This window comes from Bacillus sp. N13C7, from assembly GCF_026790065.1.
Taxonomy (GTDB): Bacteria; Bacillota; Bacilli; order Bacillales; family Bacillaceae; genus Bacillus.
Map to the genome: position 1 here is coordinate 1 of NZ_JALAMO010000019.1, position 17,148 is coordinate 17,148.

Annotated in this window: 15 protein-coding genes; 7 read left to right on the forward strand and 8 right to left on the reverse strand. The window is 47.4% G+C overall.

Going from position 1 to position 17,148, the window contains the following annotated elements; genetic code table 11:
- From MOB98_RS18135 to MOB98_RS18150, 4 genes are all read left to right on the forward strand, one after another.
- The coding region (locus tag MOB98_RS18135) for a condensation domain-containing protein (RefSeq protein ID WP_268367173.1) at positions 1-1,264 on the forward strand (1,264 nt) is incomplete at its 5' end.
- Between the two features lie 36 nt (positions 1,265-1,300).
- Positions 1,301-5,128: a surfactin non-ribosomal peptide synthetase SrfAC gene (gene srfAC, locus MOB98_RS18140; protein WP_268360273.1), complete on the forward strand. Its 3,828-nt coding sequence runs from the start codon at positions 1,301-1,303 to the stop codon at positions 5,126-5,128.
- 27 nt (positions 5,129-5,155) lie between these two features.
- Positions 5,156-5,884, forward strand: a complete 729-nt coding sequence (srfAD, locus tag MOB98_RS18145) for a surfactin biosynthesis thioesterase SrfAD (protein ID WP_268360274.1) — start codon at positions 5,156-5,158, stop codon at positions 5,882-5,884.
- A 97-nt stretch (positions 5,885-5,981) separates the two neighbouring features.
- Positions 5,982-7,208: an MFS transporter gene (locus MOB98_RS18150; protein ID WP_268360275.1), complete on the forward strand. Its 1,227-nt coding sequence runs from the start codon at positions 5,982-5,984 to the stop codon at positions 7,206-7,208.
- 14 nt (positions 7,209-7,222) lie between these two features.
- Here MOB98_RS18150 and MOB98_RS18155 read toward each other — a convergent pair whose 3' ends face one another.
- Positions 7,223-7,780 carry a YcxB family protein gene (locus MOB98_RS18155; protein ID WP_268360276.1) on the reverse strand — a complete coding sequence of 186 codons (558 nt, stop codon included), beginning with the start codon at positions 7,778-7,780 and terminating at the stop codon, positions 7,223-7,225.
- A gap of 53 nt (positions 7,781-7,833) precedes the next feature.
- Positions 7,834-8,772: a DMT family transporter gene (locus MOB98_RS18160; RefSeq protein WP_268360277.1), complete on the reverse strand. Its 939-nt coding sequence runs from the start codon at positions 8,770-8,772 to the stop codon at positions 7,834-7,836.
- Positions 8,773-8,896: 124 nt separating this feature from the next.
- Between MOB98_RS18160 and MOB98_RS18165 the strand changes: the two genes are divergently transcribed.
- Complete coding sequence (locus MOB98_RS18165) at positions 8,897-10,231, forward strand: PLP-dependent aminotransferase family protein (protein ID WP_268360278.1); 1,335 nt, start codon at positions 8,897-8,899, stop codon at positions 10,229-10,231.
- On the opposite strand, the gene MOB98_RS18170 is transcribed toward MOB98_RS18165, so the two are convergent.
- The 6 genes from MOB98_RS18170 to bsdA form a co-directional block, all read right to left on the reverse strand.
- On the reverse strand, positions 10,226-10,900 hold the full coding sequence (locus tag MOB98_RS18170) for a 4'-phosphopantetheinyl transferase (protein ID WP_268360279.1): 675 nt from the start codon (positions 10,898-10,900) through the stop codon (positions 10,226-10,228). The genes MOB98_RS18165 and MOB98_RS18170 overlap by 6 nt on opposite strands.
- A 103-nt stretch (positions 10,901-11,003) precedes the next feature.
- Complete coding sequence (locus MOB98_RS18175) at positions 11,004-11,651, reverse strand: YczE/YyaS/YitT family protein (RefSeq protein ID WP_268360280.1); 648 nt, start codon at positions 11,649-11,651, stop codon at positions 11,004-11,006.
- A gap of 123 nt (positions 11,652-11,774) precedes the next feature.
- Positions 11,775-12,518 (reverse strand): cystine ABC transporter ATP-binding protein TcyC, encoded by a 744-nt coding sequence (gene tcyC / locus MOB98_RS18180; protein WP_064814560.1) that lies wholly within the window; start codon positions 12,516-12,518, stop codon positions 11,775-11,777.
- A gap of 13 nt (positions 12,519-12,531) precedes the next feature.
- The gene (tcyB, locus tag MOB98_RS18185; RefSeq protein ID WP_268360281.1) at positions 12,532-13,236 is read right to left on the reverse strand and encodes a cystine ABC transporter permease TcyB; all 705 of its coding nucleotides are present in this window, start codon (positions 13,234-13,236) and stop codon (positions 12,532-12,534) included.
- The gene (gene tcyA / locus MOB98_RS18190) at positions 13,223-14,029 is read right to left on the reverse strand and encodes a cystine ABC transporter substrate-binding lipoprotein TcyA (protein WP_268360282.1); all 807 of its coding nucleotides are present in this window, start codon (positions 14,027-14,029) and stop codon (positions 13,223-13,225) included. Before tcyA ends, tcyB begins: the two co-directional genes overlap by 14 nt.
- Before the next feature lie 114 nt (positions 14,030-14,143).
- Positions 14,144-15,016: a transcriptional regulator BsdA gene (bsdA, locus tag MOB98_RS18195; protein ID WP_268360842.1), complete on the reverse strand. Its 873-nt coding sequence runs from the start codon at positions 15,014-15,016 to the stop codon at positions 14,144-14,146.
- Between the two features lie 88 nt (positions 15,017-15,104).
- Here bsdA and MOB98_RS18200 point away from each other — a divergent pair, with 88 nt between their 5' ends.
- A complete protein-coding gene (locus MOB98_RS18200) occupies positions 15,105-15,704 on the forward strand; it encodes a non-oxidative hydroxyarylic acid decarboxylases subunit B (protein WP_268360844.1) in 600 nt (199 codons plus the stop codon).
- 17 nt (positions 15,705-15,721) lie between these two features.
- On the forward strand, positions 15,722-17,143 hold the full coding sequence (gene bsdC / locus MOB98_RS18205) for a phenolic acid decarboxylase BsdC (protein ID WP_268360846.1): 1,422 nt from the start codon (positions 15,722-15,724) through the stop codon (positions 17,141-17,143).
- The last annotated feature ends 5 nt before the right edge of the window (positions 17,144-17,148 follow it).

Genomic DNA, 17,148 nt, shown 5'->3' on the forward strand with positions numbered 1-17,148 from the left:
GGCGCTGATCGAGCATCATGACGCACTCCGCATGGTTTACCGTGAGGAAAACGGGGACATCATTCAGGCGTATAAACCGATCGGTGAGAGCAAGGTCAGCTTCGAAATCGTGGATCTGTACGGCTCCGATGAAGACATGCTGAAAAGCCAGATCAGGATTCTCGCGAACAGGCTGCAGAGCAGTCTCGATCTGCAAAACGGGCCGCTTCTGAAGGCGGAGCAATACCGTACGGAAGCTGGGGATCACCTGCTCATCGCAGTACACCATCTCGTGGTCGACGGTGTATCTTGGCGGATTTTGCTTGAAGATTTTGCTTCAGGCTACATGCAGGCTGAGAAAGAAGAGAACGTGGTCTTCCCGCAAAAAACAAACTCCTTTAAGGACTGGGCGGAAGAACTTGAGAAATTCAGCCAATCAGCACATCTATTACAGCAGGCTGAATACTGGGCGCAAATTGATGCCGAACAGGTTTCTCCTGTGCCGAAGGATTATGAAACAGTGCAGCGGATGGTCAAACATACATCATCTGTCCTCTATGAATTAACGGAAGAAGACACCAAACATCTCTTAACGGATGTCCATCAGCCATACGGAACTGAAATGAACGATATTCTTCTCTGCGCACTCGGTTTGACAATGAAGGAATGGACAGACGGTGCCAAAATCGGCATAAACCTTGAGGGACACGGACGGGAGGACATCATCCCGAATGTCAATATCTCCAGAACGGTCGGCTGGTTTACAGCGCAATATCCTGTTGTGCTTGACATGTCTGAAGCAGATGCCTCAGCCGTGATCAAGTCAGTCAAAGAAAACCTGCGCCGCATTCCGGACAAAGGTGTTGGCTACGGCATTCTCCGTTATTTCACAGAAAAAACGGAAACAAAGGGCTTCACGCCAGAGATCAGCTTCAACTATTTGGGCCAATTCGACAGTGAGGTAAAAACCGATTTCTTTGAGCCATCCGCTTTCGATATGGGGCGCCAAGTAAGCGAGGAATCAGAAGCACTGTACGCTTTAAGCTTTAGCGGCATGATCAGAAACGGCCGATTTGTGCTTTCCTGCTCCTACAATGAGAAGGAGTTTGAAAGAGCTACGATCGAGGAGCAAATGGAACGGTTTAAAGAAAACCTCCTGATGCTGATCCGCCATTGCACGGAAAAAGAGGACAAGGAGTTTACCCCAAGCGACTTTAGTGCCGAAGACCTTGGAATGGACGAGATGGGCGATATCTTTGACATGCTTGAGGAGAATTTAAAATAAAACGCAAGGGAATTACAGAAGGCGGGAGCGAAACATATGAGTCAATTTAGCAAGGACCAGGTTCAAGATATGTATTACCTATCGCCGATGCAGGAAGGGATGCTGTTTCATACCATCCTGAATCCCGGCCAGAGCTTTTACCTTGAACAAATCACGATGAAAGTAAAAGGCAGCTTGAATATCAAATGCCTTGAAGAGAGCATGAATGTGATTATGGACCGGTACGATGTATTTCGTACCGTGTTCATTCACGAAAAAGTAAAAAGACCTGTCCAAGTCGTATTGAAAAAACGGCAGTTTCATATAGAAGAAATTGATCTGACACATGTAACGGGCAGCGAGCAAACAGCCAAAATCAATGAATATAAAGAACAGGATAAGATCAAGGGCTTTGACTTGACGCGGGATATTCCCATGCGGGCAGCCATTTTCAAAAAAGCCGAAGAAAGCTTTGAATGGGTGTGGAGCTACCATCACATTATTTTGGACGGATGGTGCTTCGGCATCGTCGTGCAGGATCTGTTTACGGTATACAACGCCCTGCGTGAACAAAAGCCGTACAGCCTGCCGCCTGTCAAACCGTATAAAGACTACATCAAGTGGCTTGAAAAGCAGGATAAACAAGCATCACTGCGTTACTGGCGCGAGTACCTGGAGGATGTTGAAGCACAGACGACGTTTGCAGAGCAAAGAAAGAAACAGAAGGACGGCTACGAGCCGAAAGAGCTGCTATTCTCACTGCCTGAGGCGGAAACAAAGGCCTTTACCGAGCTCGCAAAATCGCAGCATACCACTTTAAGTACGGCGCTGCAGGCAGCCTGGAGCGTATTGATCAGCCGCTATCAGCAGTCTGACGATTTGACCTTCGGAACAGTCGTTTCCGGTCGCCCCGCGGAAATCAAAGGCGTTGAACATATGGTTGGGCTGTTTATCAACGTTGTTCCGCGACGTGTGAAACTGTCTGAGGATATGACATTTAACGGTTTGCTTAAGCAGCTTCAAGAGCAATCGCTTCAGTCTGAGCCGCATCAATATGTGCCGCTTTATGACATCCAAAGCCAGGCCGATCAGCCAAAACTGATTGACCACATCATTGTCTTTGAGAATTATCCGCTTCAGGATGCGAAAAATGAAGAAAACAGTGAAAATGGCTTTGATATGGAGGACGTACATGTTTTTGAGAAGTCAAATTATGATCTCAACCTGATGGCTTCCCCGGGGGATGAGCTGCTGATTAAGCTTGCCTATAATGAGAATGTGTTTGATGAGGCGTTTATTCTGCGTTTGAAATCTCAGCTTCTCACAGCAATTCAGCAGCTCATTGAGACGCCGGATCAGCCTGTAAACACAATCAACCTCATTGACGACAAGGAGAGAGCGTTTCTGCTTGCCGGCTTAAACCCGCCGGCTCAAACTCATGAGGCAAAGCCTCTGACGCATTGGTTCAAGGAAGCGTTGGACGTTAATCCTGATGCGCCGGCGCTTACGTATTCCGGCCAGACGCTTTCCTATCGCGAATTAGATGAGGAAGCGAACCGTCTTGCACGCCGTTTGCAAAAGCAAGGTGCGGGCAAAGGCTCCGTAGTAGCGTTGTACACGAAGCGCTCGCTTGAACTGGTGATCGGCATTATCGGTGTGTTAAAAGCGGGAGCGGCCTATCTGCCGGTTGATCCGAAGCTGCCGGAGGACCGAATCTCGTACATGCTGAGTGACAGCGGGGCGGTTTGTCTGCTGACACATCAGGAGATGAAAGAAAAAGCGGCTCAGCTGCCGTATACAGGCACAACGCTCTTCATCGATGACCAAATAAGGTTTGAAGAACAGGCAAGCGATCCTGTGACAGCAATTGATCCCGATGACCCGGCATATATCATGTATACGTCCGGCACAACTGGTAAGCCGAAGGGCAATATTACCACTCATGCCAATATTCAAGGATTGGTCAAGCATGTAGATTACATGGCATTTTCTGAAAAAGATACGTTCTTATCTGTTTCGAATTACGCCTTTGACGCATTTACCTTTGATCTCTACGCTTCCATGCTGAATGCGGCACGGCTCATTATCGCGGATGAACATACGCTGCTTGATACAGAGCGGCTCACAGATCTGATCCGGCAAGAGAACGTCAATGTCATGTTTGCGACAACTGCACTATTTAATCTTCTGACTGATGCGGGAGAGGATTGGATGAAGGGGCTTCGCTGCGTGTTATTCGGCGGAGAGCGCGCGTCAGTGCCTCACGTCAGAAAAGCGCTGCGTGTCATGGGACCGGGCAAGCTGATTAACTGCTACGGACCGACTGAGGGAACGGTGTTTGCGACAGCTCACGTCGTACATGATATTCCGGATTCCATCTCCTCATTGCCGATTGGAAAGCCGATCAGCAACGCCAGCGTTTATATTCTCAACGAGCAAAACCAGCTTCAGCCATTTGGAGCGATCGGTGAACTGTGCATCAGCGGAATGGGCGTGTCAAAAGGATATGTAAACCGCCACGACCTGACGAAGAAAAAGTTTATCACCAACCCGTTCAAACCGGGAGAAACGCTTTACCGCACAGGGGATTTGGCACGCTGGCTGCCGGACGGAACGCTTGAATACGCTGGCCGTATTGACGACCAGGTCAAAATACGCGGGCACCGGATTGAGCTTGAAGAAATCGAAAAGCAGCTGCAGGAATACCCGGGCGTGAATGATGCGGTCGTTGTGGCAGACCGCCATGAGTCTGGCGATGCATCAATCAATGCCTACCTCGTGAACCGGACGCAGCTATCAGTTAAAGACGTGAAGGCGCACCTGAAAAAACAGCTTCCTGCTTATATGGTGCCGCAAACCTTTACGTTCTTGGAGGAGCTTCCTTTAACGACAAATGGAAAAGTCAATAAACGGCTGCTGCCAAAACCTGATCAGGATCAGCTGGCGGAGGAATGGATCGGGCCACGCGACGAGACGGAAGAAACGATCGCAAAAATCTGGTCTGAGATTCTCGGCAGACAGCAGGTCGGCATTCATGACGATTTCTTTGCGCTTGGCGGGCACTCCTTAAAGGCAATGACCGCCGCTTCTCGCATCAAGAAAGAGCTTGCGATTGATCTCCCGGTAAAACTTTTGTTTGAAGCACCGACGATCGCCGGCATTTCAGCGTATCTGAAAAACGGGGGCTCATATGGATTGCAGGATGTAACGATAATGAATCCCGATCAGGAGCAGATCATTTTTGCATTCCCGCCAGTCTTAGGCTATGGCATCATGTACCAAAACCTGGCCAGCCGCCTATCGTCATACAAGCTGTGCGCCTTTGATTTCATTGAGGAGGAAAGCCGGCTTGACCGCTATGCGGATTTGATCCAGGAGCTTCAGCCGGAAGGGCCTTTGACACTGTTCGGGTATTCGGCGGGTTGCAGTCTGGCGTTTGAAGCAGCCAAAAAGCTTGAGGAACAAGGACGTACTGTTCAGCGGATCATCATGGTGGATTCCTATAAAAAACAAGGTGTCAGTGATCTCGACGGACGCACGGTTGAGAATGATGTCGAAGCGTTGATGAATGTCAATCGGGACAATGAAGCGCTCAACAGCGAAGCCGTCAAACAAGGCCTCAAGCAAAAAACACACGCCTTTTACTCTTACTATGTCAACCTGATCAGCACAGGACAGGTGAAAGCTGATATTGATCTGCTGACATCTGGCGCTGATTTTGACATGCCGGAATGGCTTGCGACGTGGGAAGAGGCAACAACAGGTGCTTACCGTGTGAAAAGAGGCTTCGGAACACACGCTGAAATGCTGCAGGGCGAAACACTAGATAGGAATGCAGGGATTTTACTCGAATTTCTTAATACACAAACCGAAACGGTTTCTTAAATGAAGTGTGAAAGGAGGAGACAGCCAATGAGCCAACTCTTCAAATCCTTTGATGCGTCGGAAAAAACGCAGCTCATCTGTTTTCCATTTGCCGGCGGCTACTCAGCATCGTTTCGCCCTCTCCATGCTTTTTTGCAGGGAGAGTGTGAGATGCTCGCTGCCGAGCCTCCAGGACACGGCACGAACCAAACGTCAGCCATTGAGGATCTCGAAGAGCTGACCGATTTGTACAAACAAGATTTGAACCTTCGTCCTGATCGGCCGTTTGTGCTGTTCGGACACAGTATGGGCGGCATGATCACCTTCAGGCTGGCGCAAAAGCTGGAGCGTGAAGGCATATTTCCGCAGGCGGTTATCATTTCTGCGATACAGCCGCCGCATATTCAGCGGAAGAAAGTATCCCATCTGCCTGATGATCAGTTTCTTGATCATATTATTCAATTAGGCGGGATGCCCGCTGAGCTCGTTGAAAATAAGGAGGTCATGTCCTTTTTCCTGCCTTCCTTCCGATCAGATTACCGGGCTCTTGAACAATTTGAGCTTCACGATATGGCCTCGATCCAATCGCCTGTTCATGTCTTTAACGGGCTTGATGATGAGAAATGTATACGGGATGCGGAAGGCTGGAAGAAGTGGGCGCAAGACATTACATTCCATGAATTTGCTGGTGGGCACATGTTTCTGCTGTCACATACGGAAGAAGTGGCAGAACGGATTTTTGCGATATTGAACCAGCATCCAATCATTCAGTCGTGATCAAAAGCGGACAGCGCCTGCTGTTCCGCTTTTTTTGTGGAGTGGCAATTTTCACATGATATAATAGTCGAAATACTCAAAAAAGGAAGGTCGAAACATGCGCACGTCCTCTAAGATGAAATGGTTTGTATTGCTGTTTACGTTTGTTTTCGCCATCGGAATGAACTCATTCAGAAATTCCTTTCAATTTTTTATGCTGCCAATGGCGGATACCTTTCATGCCGACAGGTCATTGATCTCTGTTTCTGTCAGCGTTTTTATGGTCACAACTGGCATTGTTCAGTTTTTTGTCGGGTTTTTTATCGACCGGTTCAGCGTGAGAAAGATTATGGCGCTTGGCGCTGTTTGTATCAGCGCAAGCTTTTTGGTGCTTCCGTATTCGCCGAGCGTTCATGTGTTTTCCGCCATTTACGGTGTGCTCGGCGGAATCGGCTATTCCTGCGCGGTCGGCGTGACGACCCAGTATTTCATCAGCCGCTGGTTTGACACCCACAAAGGTCTGGCGCTCGCTATTTTGACCAATGCCAACTCTGCGGGCCTGCTGCTGCTTTCGCCCATTTGGGCCGCGGCTCCGTATCATGCCGGCTGGCAAAACACCTATACGATATTAGGCATCGTCATGGCGGCTGTTCTGCTGCCGCTTCTCGCCTTCGGGATGAAGCACCCTCCGCATGCACAAGCGCACCCTGTGAAAAAATCTTATGACTGGCGGGGATTTTGGAACGTGATGAAGCAGTCCCGGCTTATTCATATCCTGTACTTCGGCGTGTTTACATGCGGATTTTCAATGGGGATCATTGATGCTCATCTCGTTCCGATGCTCAATGATGCGCATGTCTCTCACGTCAATGGAATGATGGCCGCGTTCGGGGCGTTTATCATCATGGGCGGATTATTGGCGGGCTGGCTGTCAGATTTCTTCGGCAGCAGAAGCGTGATGCTATCCATCTTATTTTTCATTCGGCTGCTTAGCCTGATTTGCCTGCTCATTCCCATTCTCGGAATCCATCATAACGAACTTTGGTACTTCGGTTTTATCCTCCTGTTCGGGCTCAGTTATACAGGCGTGATCCCGCTGACCGCCGCGTCTATTTCAGAAAGCTATCAAACAGGATTGATCGGTTCGCTTCTAGGCATCAATTTTTTTATCCATCAAATTGCCGGTGCGCTCAGTGTGTACGCGGGCGGTTTGTTTTTTGACATGACTCATGGTTATTTGCTGATTATTGTTGTGTGCATCGTGTTTGTGGGTTTATCGGCTGTAATAGAGCTGGTGCCGTTTTTAGATAAACAGAAGGCAAAAGAAACCCACCATTCCATATAAAAGGATCAGCACTGTCAATGCTGATCCTTTTTAAATTTGAGTTTTTTTGTTCCGATATTTCTAAGGATAATCTCCTTGAATCTGTTCATTTCCTCTTTGGAATGAAAAAAACGTTTTGGGATCGCAATATATTGGCCACTTGATGTATTGACCCTGAAGATATTTTTATATTCGAAAACAGCTGTGATTTCATTCCAATTGAAAATGAGGTCATATTTTTTAGAACATATACGAATTCCTTCTTGGTTCAGAGTATATGTTCTTTTAGATTTCATCCGTTCGTTCTTCTTGTATGCTCTGGAAAACTTCACATATAGAAGAAGGAGGAGCAGCAGTGTAAACAGAACTGACATCACGATAATCAAAATACTGTTCATAAACAAGTTAAGCGCGTCACTGCCATAAACGATACGGGGCCATCCGTTAATGAAGTTAACTGCAGCAAATATGGCGCAAAACAACAGAAAGTAAAAGCATGATATTTTTGCGATTTGATAAAAAAAGATTTCTCTTACATCCTTAAAAGCGATTTCTCCTGGAAGATTGATACTTTCACTAGCATATTGAACCATACAGTACATTCACACCTCAAACCAAGTATTTCCTATCAGTCTAGCACGGTTTCTCATTTTTTTACAGAGGTGCGATGGCGGCTTGTTTTTTTCTCCAGGTTGATATTGCTCCCCAGCACGCCAATAATTATACAAACGGCGCCGGCGAGATGATACCACGCTAGGCTTTCGTTGAGAATCATGACTCCCGCAATCATCGTCACGATGGTGGACACATGATTAAAAGCGCTCATTTTAAACGCCTCAATCCGTGACAGCGTATAGTTAGACAAAAACGAAGTGACGAGTGAAGATAGCACACCCAAATACACAATCGCGAGAACAAAGCCGGGCTCCCGGAATGTCTGAAAATAAGTGCCGACAGTCCCAGCCGCTCCGTGGCGCACAAGGGCGATCGCGTTAAAAACGACAAAACCGATCGCTGACATAATGTAGGTGAGCTCGGTCAGCTTGAAGCGCTGCGTCATTTTTCTGGCAGCGGTATTGTACATCGCGGAGGACAAAGCGGACAGCAGGATCAGCAAAGAGCCTTTTAAGCTGGCTGATTCCACGTCAACGCCTTTCATCACAAAAATAAACATGACGCCGGCAACGGATAAAACGGTGAACCCCTTCTGCGCCCACGTCGAGCGTTCCTTTAAAACATAAGCGGCAAAGATCATCGTGAAAATCGGAATGGCTGCCTGAATAATTCCCGCTTCAGAAGAGGTCGAGTACACAAGGCCAAATGCCTGAAAGCTGAAAAACAACGCCGGATACAGCAGGGCGAGCGGCAAAATGGCAATGACGTCCTTTACACGGATTGATAGTTTTACCCAGCCGAATAAGACCGGTACAGTGGCCGCAGCAAACGCAATGGTGAACCGATGCGCCAGAATATCAAACGGTTCGGCTGTTTGCAGTGCGATTTTTACGAATAGAAAGGATAAACCGATAATGAATGAATATAAGATAGCCGCCATATAAGCGGAGGCTAGCTGATGTTTAACCATAATGGGAGGTGCTCCTTTACCTGAATTGCAGCGCCGGTCGCTCTATTATATTGTATGGCTGTGACCAGAACGGTACAATGAGAAAAACGATGAACTGTACCGGTACAAAACAGGGGGTGTACGCATGGAGAAGTATATGAGTCTTTTGACGAGAATAGAGGAGATGATCCAAAGCAGCGCCTATCAAGAAGGAGACAGGCTTCCGTCCATCCGCCAGATGTCCGCCCGCTATCACGTCAGCAAAAGCACAGTCATCCGCGCATTGCATGAGCTGGAAAAGCGCCACCTCATCTACTCCGTTCCGAAAAGCGGCTATTATATAGTGAAAAAAACGGGGAAATCAAAAAGCGGGCAGCCTGGCCCCATCGACTTTGCCACATCTGCGCCGGACCCCGATGTATTTCCGTATCTAGATTTTCAGCACTGCCTCAACAAAGCGATTGATACATACAAAAACGATTTATTTATATATGGAACGCCAAAGGGGCTTCCATCGCTGATCCGCGTACTCCGAAAGCTGCTGGCCAATCAGCAGGTATTTGCGGATGAAGGGCATATTTTTATTACATCGGGTGTCCAGCAGGCGTTATCCCTGCTTTGTGCCATGCCATTCCCAAATGGGAAAGAAAAGATCGCCATTGAACAGCCGGGCTATCATTTGATGGTTGAACAGCTTGAGACGCTGGGGATACCCGCCGTCGGAGTGAGACGAACGGAAGAGGGGCTCGATTTGGCCGCGGTTGAGCGGCTGTTTCGGACAGAACCGATCAAATTTTTCTATACGATGCCGCGTTTCCATAACCCGCTTGGCTGCTCCTTGTCAGAGCGTGATAAACAAGAGCTTGTGAGACTGGCACAAACGTATGATGTCTATCTCGTTGAGGATGATTATCTCGGTGATCTGGAGGAAAATAAAAAGGCAGATCCGATGTACGCATATGATCTGTCCTCGCATGTCATCTATCTGAAAAGCTTTTCAAAAATGATGTTTCCCGGCCTTCGCGTGGGGGCCGCTGTTTTGCCGGATGCGCTGACTGACACGTTTCACTCGTACAAAAAGCTGAACGACATCGACTGCTCGATGATTTCTCAAGCTGCGTTAGAAATTTATCTGAAAAGCGGTATGTATAGCAGGCATAAGGAGAAAATCCGCGCCTCCTATAAGGAACGGTCACTGAAGCTTCATCAAGCCATCCACACACATAGTCAGCTGGGAAGGGGGCGCTTCACGTTTTCCAGTGAACAAGCACCCTGCATGCACACCCACCTGATGCTTCATCGGGATCTGCCAGCCTCAAGGGTGATTCAAAGGCTGAAAAAACAAGGGGTACTCCTTGAGGCGATAGACCGTCATTATTTATCAGATTATCCGAAAGATAATCTATTAAAAATCAATATTTCCAATGTGAAGACGGAAGATATTGAGCGCGGCGTCAAGCTGCTGATGAGCCATTTATAAAAGCGCTTCGCACGAAACCATTATGATATCCTCGGGGAAATCAGGGTGCGCGGCGCATACAGCCATTTTGTAGCTGGGATCCACGTCATAGGTTTTGATATAGCAAGGTGTATGGCTGTCCGGAAGCTCAATGGATACTTGTCCGTCCTGATGCAGACGCACCGAAAAAGAATCAAGCGGAAGCGATAAGCCTTTGCCTTCCTGTTTGATAAAGCTTTCTTTCATTGACCATAGATGATAAAAATAGTCTGTCTGTTCGTCCTTGTCCTTTGCTATAAGGTCGCTGTACTCTGTTTTTGAAAAGAAACGTTTGGCGATCTCAAGGCTGATCGGTTTCGTTTTTTCGATATCTATGCCGATCGGCTGTGAATCAAACGCGCAAATGACCCAGCGGCCAGAGTGAGAAATATTGAAATGGGCGTCGGGAAGATCGGGGATGCAGGGCTTTCCGTATTCCTGTGCGCTGAAGCGGATATCAGCTTTGTCCAGCTGATACTGCTTGCTGATGACTGAGCGAACGAGCACATCTCCCAGCAGGGTGCGGTGAGCATCTTCTTTATGATAAAACCTCCGGCATTTCTCCCGTTTTTCAGGCGATATGAAAGACATGAACCGTTCAGTCTCTTCCTGCGTAAGCGGGCGGTCCATATAAATTCCGTAAATCTTCATTCTAGATCCTCCGTCTGCAAAAGTTTGTCAAAACCATCCTATCATACTTCAATTAGACTCATATAGAGGAGAAAATAAAAAAACAAAGCCAGGGGCTTTGTTTTTAATGTAAGGGCGGAGTTGCTTTCACAGCGGCGGTCCGCCTTGCTACAGCATAGTTCAGCAGCTGGATTGACTGCGGCAATGAAAAACGCAAAATGAGTCCGGTAAAGATGGCGGTCAAAATGGTGCCAAAACCAATCGGGCCGCCCATGCCCCATGCCGCAAACAAAATGGTTATTTCCATGCCGTTCCGCACCCATTGCACATTCCAGCCTGTTTTTTCTGTAATCAGCATCATCAGTGAATCACGCGGCCCCGCGCCAAGGCCTGCTGATACATAAACACCGACGCCGTAACCGATCAGCACTACGCCGAGAGAGAAGACGATGACGGAGCCCGTATAGGTCGAGGGGGCGGGCAGAATGAAATTGAAAAAATCTATAAATACACCTATGAGCACCATATTCAGTATGGCGCCAATTTTCGGCCAAGCCCTCGTGAACAATGACGTTAATCCGACGATGAGCGCTCCAATAATGATGGACCACTGGCCGACGGTGAGCCCGAAGTGCTGAAACAGGCTGTAATGAAATGCATCCCACGGACTAATGCCGAGTGCTTTTGCTTCTATCGTCAGGGATACACCAAAAGCCAAAATGATCAAACCGGCAAAATAAAATGTCCAGCGCAGAACAAGTTCTTGCTTCACGTGAGGTCCCTTCTTTCGTAAAAATCAGTCGATTGTCATTGTAGCATATCTGACAGAAGGGCGGAATAGGCGAAAGGGGCTCAACAAAAAAACAGGGCGCCTGCGAACGCCCTGTTTTTCTGATTATAGCGGGTTTAAAATCCGGTTCAAGAACCGCTGTGTCCGTTCTTCTTTTGGTGCGGAAAAAATTTGCTCCGGCGGTCCCTGTTCCACGATGACACCGCCGTCTATGAAGACGACTTCGTCCGCCACATCCTGTGCGAATTTGATTTCATGCGTCACGACGACCATGGTCCAGCCTTCATTGGCCAAATCCTTGATTACCTTCAGCACCTCTCCGACAAGCTCGGGATCAAGCGCTGAGGTCGGTTCGTCAAACAGCATGAGCTCTGGCTGAATCGCCAGGGCGCGGGCAATGCCGACGCGCTGCTGCTGGCCGCCGGAAAGCTGGAACGGATATAAATCCATTTTGTCCTTCAATCCGACTTTATCAAGAAGCTGGATCGCTTCTTTTCTGACTTCCTCTTTGTTCCGTTTTTGCACCTGAACAGGGCCCTCCATCACGTTTTCGAGGGCTGTGCGGTGCGGAAACAGGTGATACGCCTGAAATACCATTCCGGATTTTCGGCGAAGCTTTAGGATATCCGCCTGTTTCACCTTTTTGGAAAAATCGATGGAGAAATCATCAAATGCAAGCTCTCCGCGATTCGGGATCTCCAGTGCATTCAGGCAGCGGAGCAGCGTCGTTTTCCCTGAACCTGAAGGCCCAAGTATGGCGATGACTTTTCCTTTTTCAATCTTCATATCTATCTTTTTTAAAATTTCATTTTCACCGAATGATTTGTTTAATCCTTTAACGGTAAGCATACCCGGAACCTCCTTATTTGGCCACGTAGCGGTCAAGACGCCGTTCGATGACATGCTGGACGAGTGAAAGCAGGAAGCAGATTATCCAATAAATAAAGGCTGCTTCAATATAGATCACTAAAATCTGATCAAGATTCCGCGCGCCGATTTCCTGGGCTTTTCTGAATAGCTCAGCGACCAGAATTTGAGAGGCGAGGGATGTATCTTTTATCAGGCTGATAAAGGTATTGGATAATGGCGGGATCGACACACGAAACGCCTGCGGCAAAATCACGCGGAACAGCGTTTTCTGATGTGTCATGCCGATTGTGTAGCCGGCTTCCCATTGCCCTTTCGGCACGGATAAAATAGATGCCCGTATGATTTCAGATGCATAGGCGCCGACGTTTAATGAAAAGGCGATAACTGCGCTTGGAAATGGATCTAATGTAACATTAAAGGTCGGGAACAGATAGAAAATGATGAACAATTGAACGAGAAGAGGAGTGCCGCGTATCGCGGATACATATACGCTGAACACCCATCTCAAAGGTCTCACTTTCGACATTCTGGCAAGCGCCGTAATCAGCGCCAGGATCATTCCAAATATAAAGGAAAGAATGGTAAGGGGAATCGTATAGTAGATTCCCCCTGAAAGTATCGGCCAGAATGACTGCTGCACCAGATCCCACGGGATCGCCGTGCCAAGCGTCAATGCCGGCAGATTATTTAGAAACATCTTCGCCGAACCATTTTTTAGAAATTTTAGAAAGAGTCCCGTCCTCTTTCATTTCTTTTAATGCTTTGTTGACTTGGTCAACGACCTCGCCGCTTCCTTTGCGGAACGTGAAATATGTTGATTGCGGATCGCCTGTTTCAAACGCGATTTTTACATTTTTGTTGCCTGATGTTTTTAAGTAGTTCAACACGGCAAGCTTATCGTTGTACGTCATATCGACGCGGCCCTGCTGGATCAATTGAAGGGATTGTGCCAAGCCTTCAACGCCTTCCACTTTCGCACCCGCATCTGTAGCTAATTTGTTGTAATTGCTTGTCAGTGATTGAGCTGACGTTTTTCCTTTTACATCTGCTTCAGACTTAATATCGTTGTTGTCTTTTTTCGTCACGACAACCGCTCTTGATGTTGTGTATTTATCTGAGAAATCGTATTTGTCTTCGCGATCTGTTTTTCCGACTTGGTTGGCAATGACGTCAAACCGTTTAGAATTCAGGCCGGCAAACATACTGTCCCATTGCGTTTCCTTAAAATCGACTTTCAGCCCAAGGCGTTTTGCGACTTCTGTGATGACTTCCACATCATAGCCAGTCAGCTTATCAGTGTCTTTGTCGTGGTAAGTGAACGGTTCGTATGTACCTTCCGTACCGACTGTCAGGACACCTTTTTTCTTAATTGAAGCCCAAAGATCGCCGTCTTTTGCGTTATCTTTTGACTGATTGCCATTTCCTGCTCCGCAAGCTGCAAGAGCTGCAATGCTTACGACCATGAATAAAGCCAATAATGCTTTTTTCATCTTATTCCCCACTTTTCTGGTTGATTTTATTGAAATAAAAAAATAGCTTACAAATCTAAAGGATAACTTTTTTTTAGTATGAGTCAAGTAATTGGTTTTCATAAGGCCATTCTTTTAAAATAAATTCAAAAATTGCTGTACCGGTTTTGGCAAATAACTGTCCGTTCTCCACATGACAGCCGGTGTCATGATGAAGGGATTGTTTTCAATATGGACGGTGTGAACGTGGTTTCTCATATGAATGGGAATCATCGTGACGGGCAGAATGGACGCGCCGAATCCGGATGAGACGAGACTGAGCAAAGTTGCGGAATCGTGGCATTCGCAAACAATGCGCGGCTCAAGATTCAAACGATGAAATTCATTCATCACCTGATTATAGACGCCCTTTCCGTTGACAGGCCGCAGCAGAATCAGCGGAAATGAAGGAATGTCCTCCATTTTAATGGTGTCTCCGCACGGATATCCGGATTCTTCTGAAAGCACGAGCACACATGGAATATCATCAAGCTGTTTGAATTGGACGGTGTCGCTTTTGATTAGCGTTGTCGTGACCGCGGCATCGATTTGACGGCTTTCCAGCAGCTCTAACAGCGTCGCGGGCTCATTTTCCCAAATATTAAAGGTGAGGTGCGGGTATCTCTCTTTGATTTGTGTTACTTTTTCGAGCATCAAAGCGGCGCAATAAATCGTTGAACCTACGGCCAGCGTGCCGGCTACCTCCTCCTTCAGCTCTTGTACCTCAATGACGGCATCCTCAAACCTGTGCAGAATCTCCTTGGCTCTTTTCAAAAAAACAGTTCCTTCATATGTAAGGGTCATTTGCTTTTTTTTATTTCGGTCAAACAAAACGACACCAAGCTCGTCCTCCAGCTGTTTGAGCTGCCTGCTTAAAGGCGGCTGCGCCATGTGAAGCTTTTTGGCAGCGGACGTGATCTTCTGTTCTTGGGCGATGGTAATGAAATATCGAAGCTGTCGAATATCCAAAAGAAAGGCCTCCTTTATATACCTTTTAGGTATTAAATATAGATTTAACAGATATTTTTCATATGGATATATCAGGAGTATGATGGAAATGAAAGCAGAATTCAAGCGTAAAGGAGGGGACAAAGTGAAACTCGTTGTCGGAATGACAGGGGCAACAGGGGCCATTTTTGGGGTCAGGATGCTGGAGTGGCTGAAGGCCGCCGAAGTGGAAACCCATCTCGTTGTGTCTCCTTGGGCGAACGTCACGATCAAACACGAAACAGGCTATACCTTAAAAGAAGTAGAACAACTGGCCACATACACATATTCGCATAAGGACCAGGCGGCAGCCATTTCAAGCGGTTCGTTTGATACCGATGGAATGATTGTGGCGCCGTGCAGCATGAAATCTCTCGCGAGCATTCGCACCGGGATGGCGGATAATCTGCTGACACGTGCGGCGGATGTCATGCTCAAGGAAAGAAAAAAACTCGTCCTCTTAACGAGAGAGACGCCTTTGAACCAGATTCATCTCGAAAATATGCTAGCGCTTACGAAGATGGGCACCATCATTCTTCCACCGATGCCGGCATTTTATAATCAGCCGCGCAGCTTAGAGGAAATGGTTGACCATATTGTATTCAGAACGTTGGACCAATTCGGCATTCGCCTTCCTGAAGCGAAACGCTGGAATGGGATTGAGAAATAAAAAGGAGGAGCTTGATTATGGCTTATCAAGATTTCAGAGAATTTCTCGCTGCCCTTGAAAAAGAAGGACAGCTGCTAACAGTGAATGAAGAGGTAAAGCCCGAGCCGGATTTAGGAGCCGCAGCGCGCGCAGCCAGCAATCTTGGCGATAAAAGCCCCGCGCTCTTATTTAACAACATTTACGGCTATACCAACGCACAAATTGCGTTGAATGTGATCGGCTCTTGGCCGAACCATGCGATGATGCTGGGCATGCCAAAAGACACGCCGGTTAAAGAACAGTTCTTTGAATTTGCGAAGCGTTATGACCAGTTTCCAATGCCAGTGAAACGTGAGGAAACAGCACCGTTTCATGAAAATGAAATCACAGAAGACATCAACTTGTTCGATATACTACCTCTTTTCAGAATTAACCAAGGAGATGGCGGCTACTATTTAGACAAAGCGTGCGTCATTTCACGTGATCTTGAAGATCCTGACAACTTCGGCAAACAAAACGTCGGCATTTACAGAATGCAGGTGAAAGGAAAAGACCGCCTCGGCATTCAGCCTGTGCCGCAACACGATATTGCGATCCATCTGCGTCAAGCTGAAGAACGCGGCATCAATCTTCCGGTCACGATTGCGCTTGGCTGTGAGCCGGTCATTACAACGGCGGCATCGACTCCGCTTCTATACGATCAATCAGAATACGAAATGGCAGGCGCCATTCAAGGCGAACCATATCGCATCGTCAAATCAAAGCTGTCCGATCTTGATGTTCCGTGGGGCGCTGAGGTGGTGCTTGAAGGTGAGATCATCGCCGGAGAGCGTGAATATGAAGGACCGTTTGGTGAATTCACAGGCCATTATTCCGGCGGACGCAGCATGCCGATCATCAAAATTAAACGCGTGTATCACAGAAACAATCCGATTTTTGAACATCTATACTTAGGCATGCCTTGGACAGAATGTGATTACATGATCGGCATTAACACTTGTGTGCCGCTTTATCAGCAGTTAAAAGAAGCGTATCCGAATGAAATTGTCGCTGTGAACGCCATGTATACTCACGGGTTAATCGCAATTGTATCAACAAAAAACCGCTACGGCGGATTTGCGAAAGCAGTCGGCATGCGCGCGCTCACAACACCGCACGGACTCGGCTACTGCAAAATGGTCATTGTCGTTGACGAGGATGTCGATCCGTTCAACCTTCCGCAGGTCATGTGGGCGCTTTCGACCAAAATGCATCCGAAGCACGATGCAGTCATCATTCCGGACTTATCGGTCCTGCCGCTTGACCCTGGATCTAATCCATCAGGTATTACTCACAAAATGATTCTTGACGCTACGACACCAGTTGCGCCGGAAACAAGAGGCCATTATTCACAGCCGCTTGATTCTCCACTAACAACGAAAGAATGGGAACAAAAACTAATGGATTTAATGAATAAATAAGGAAA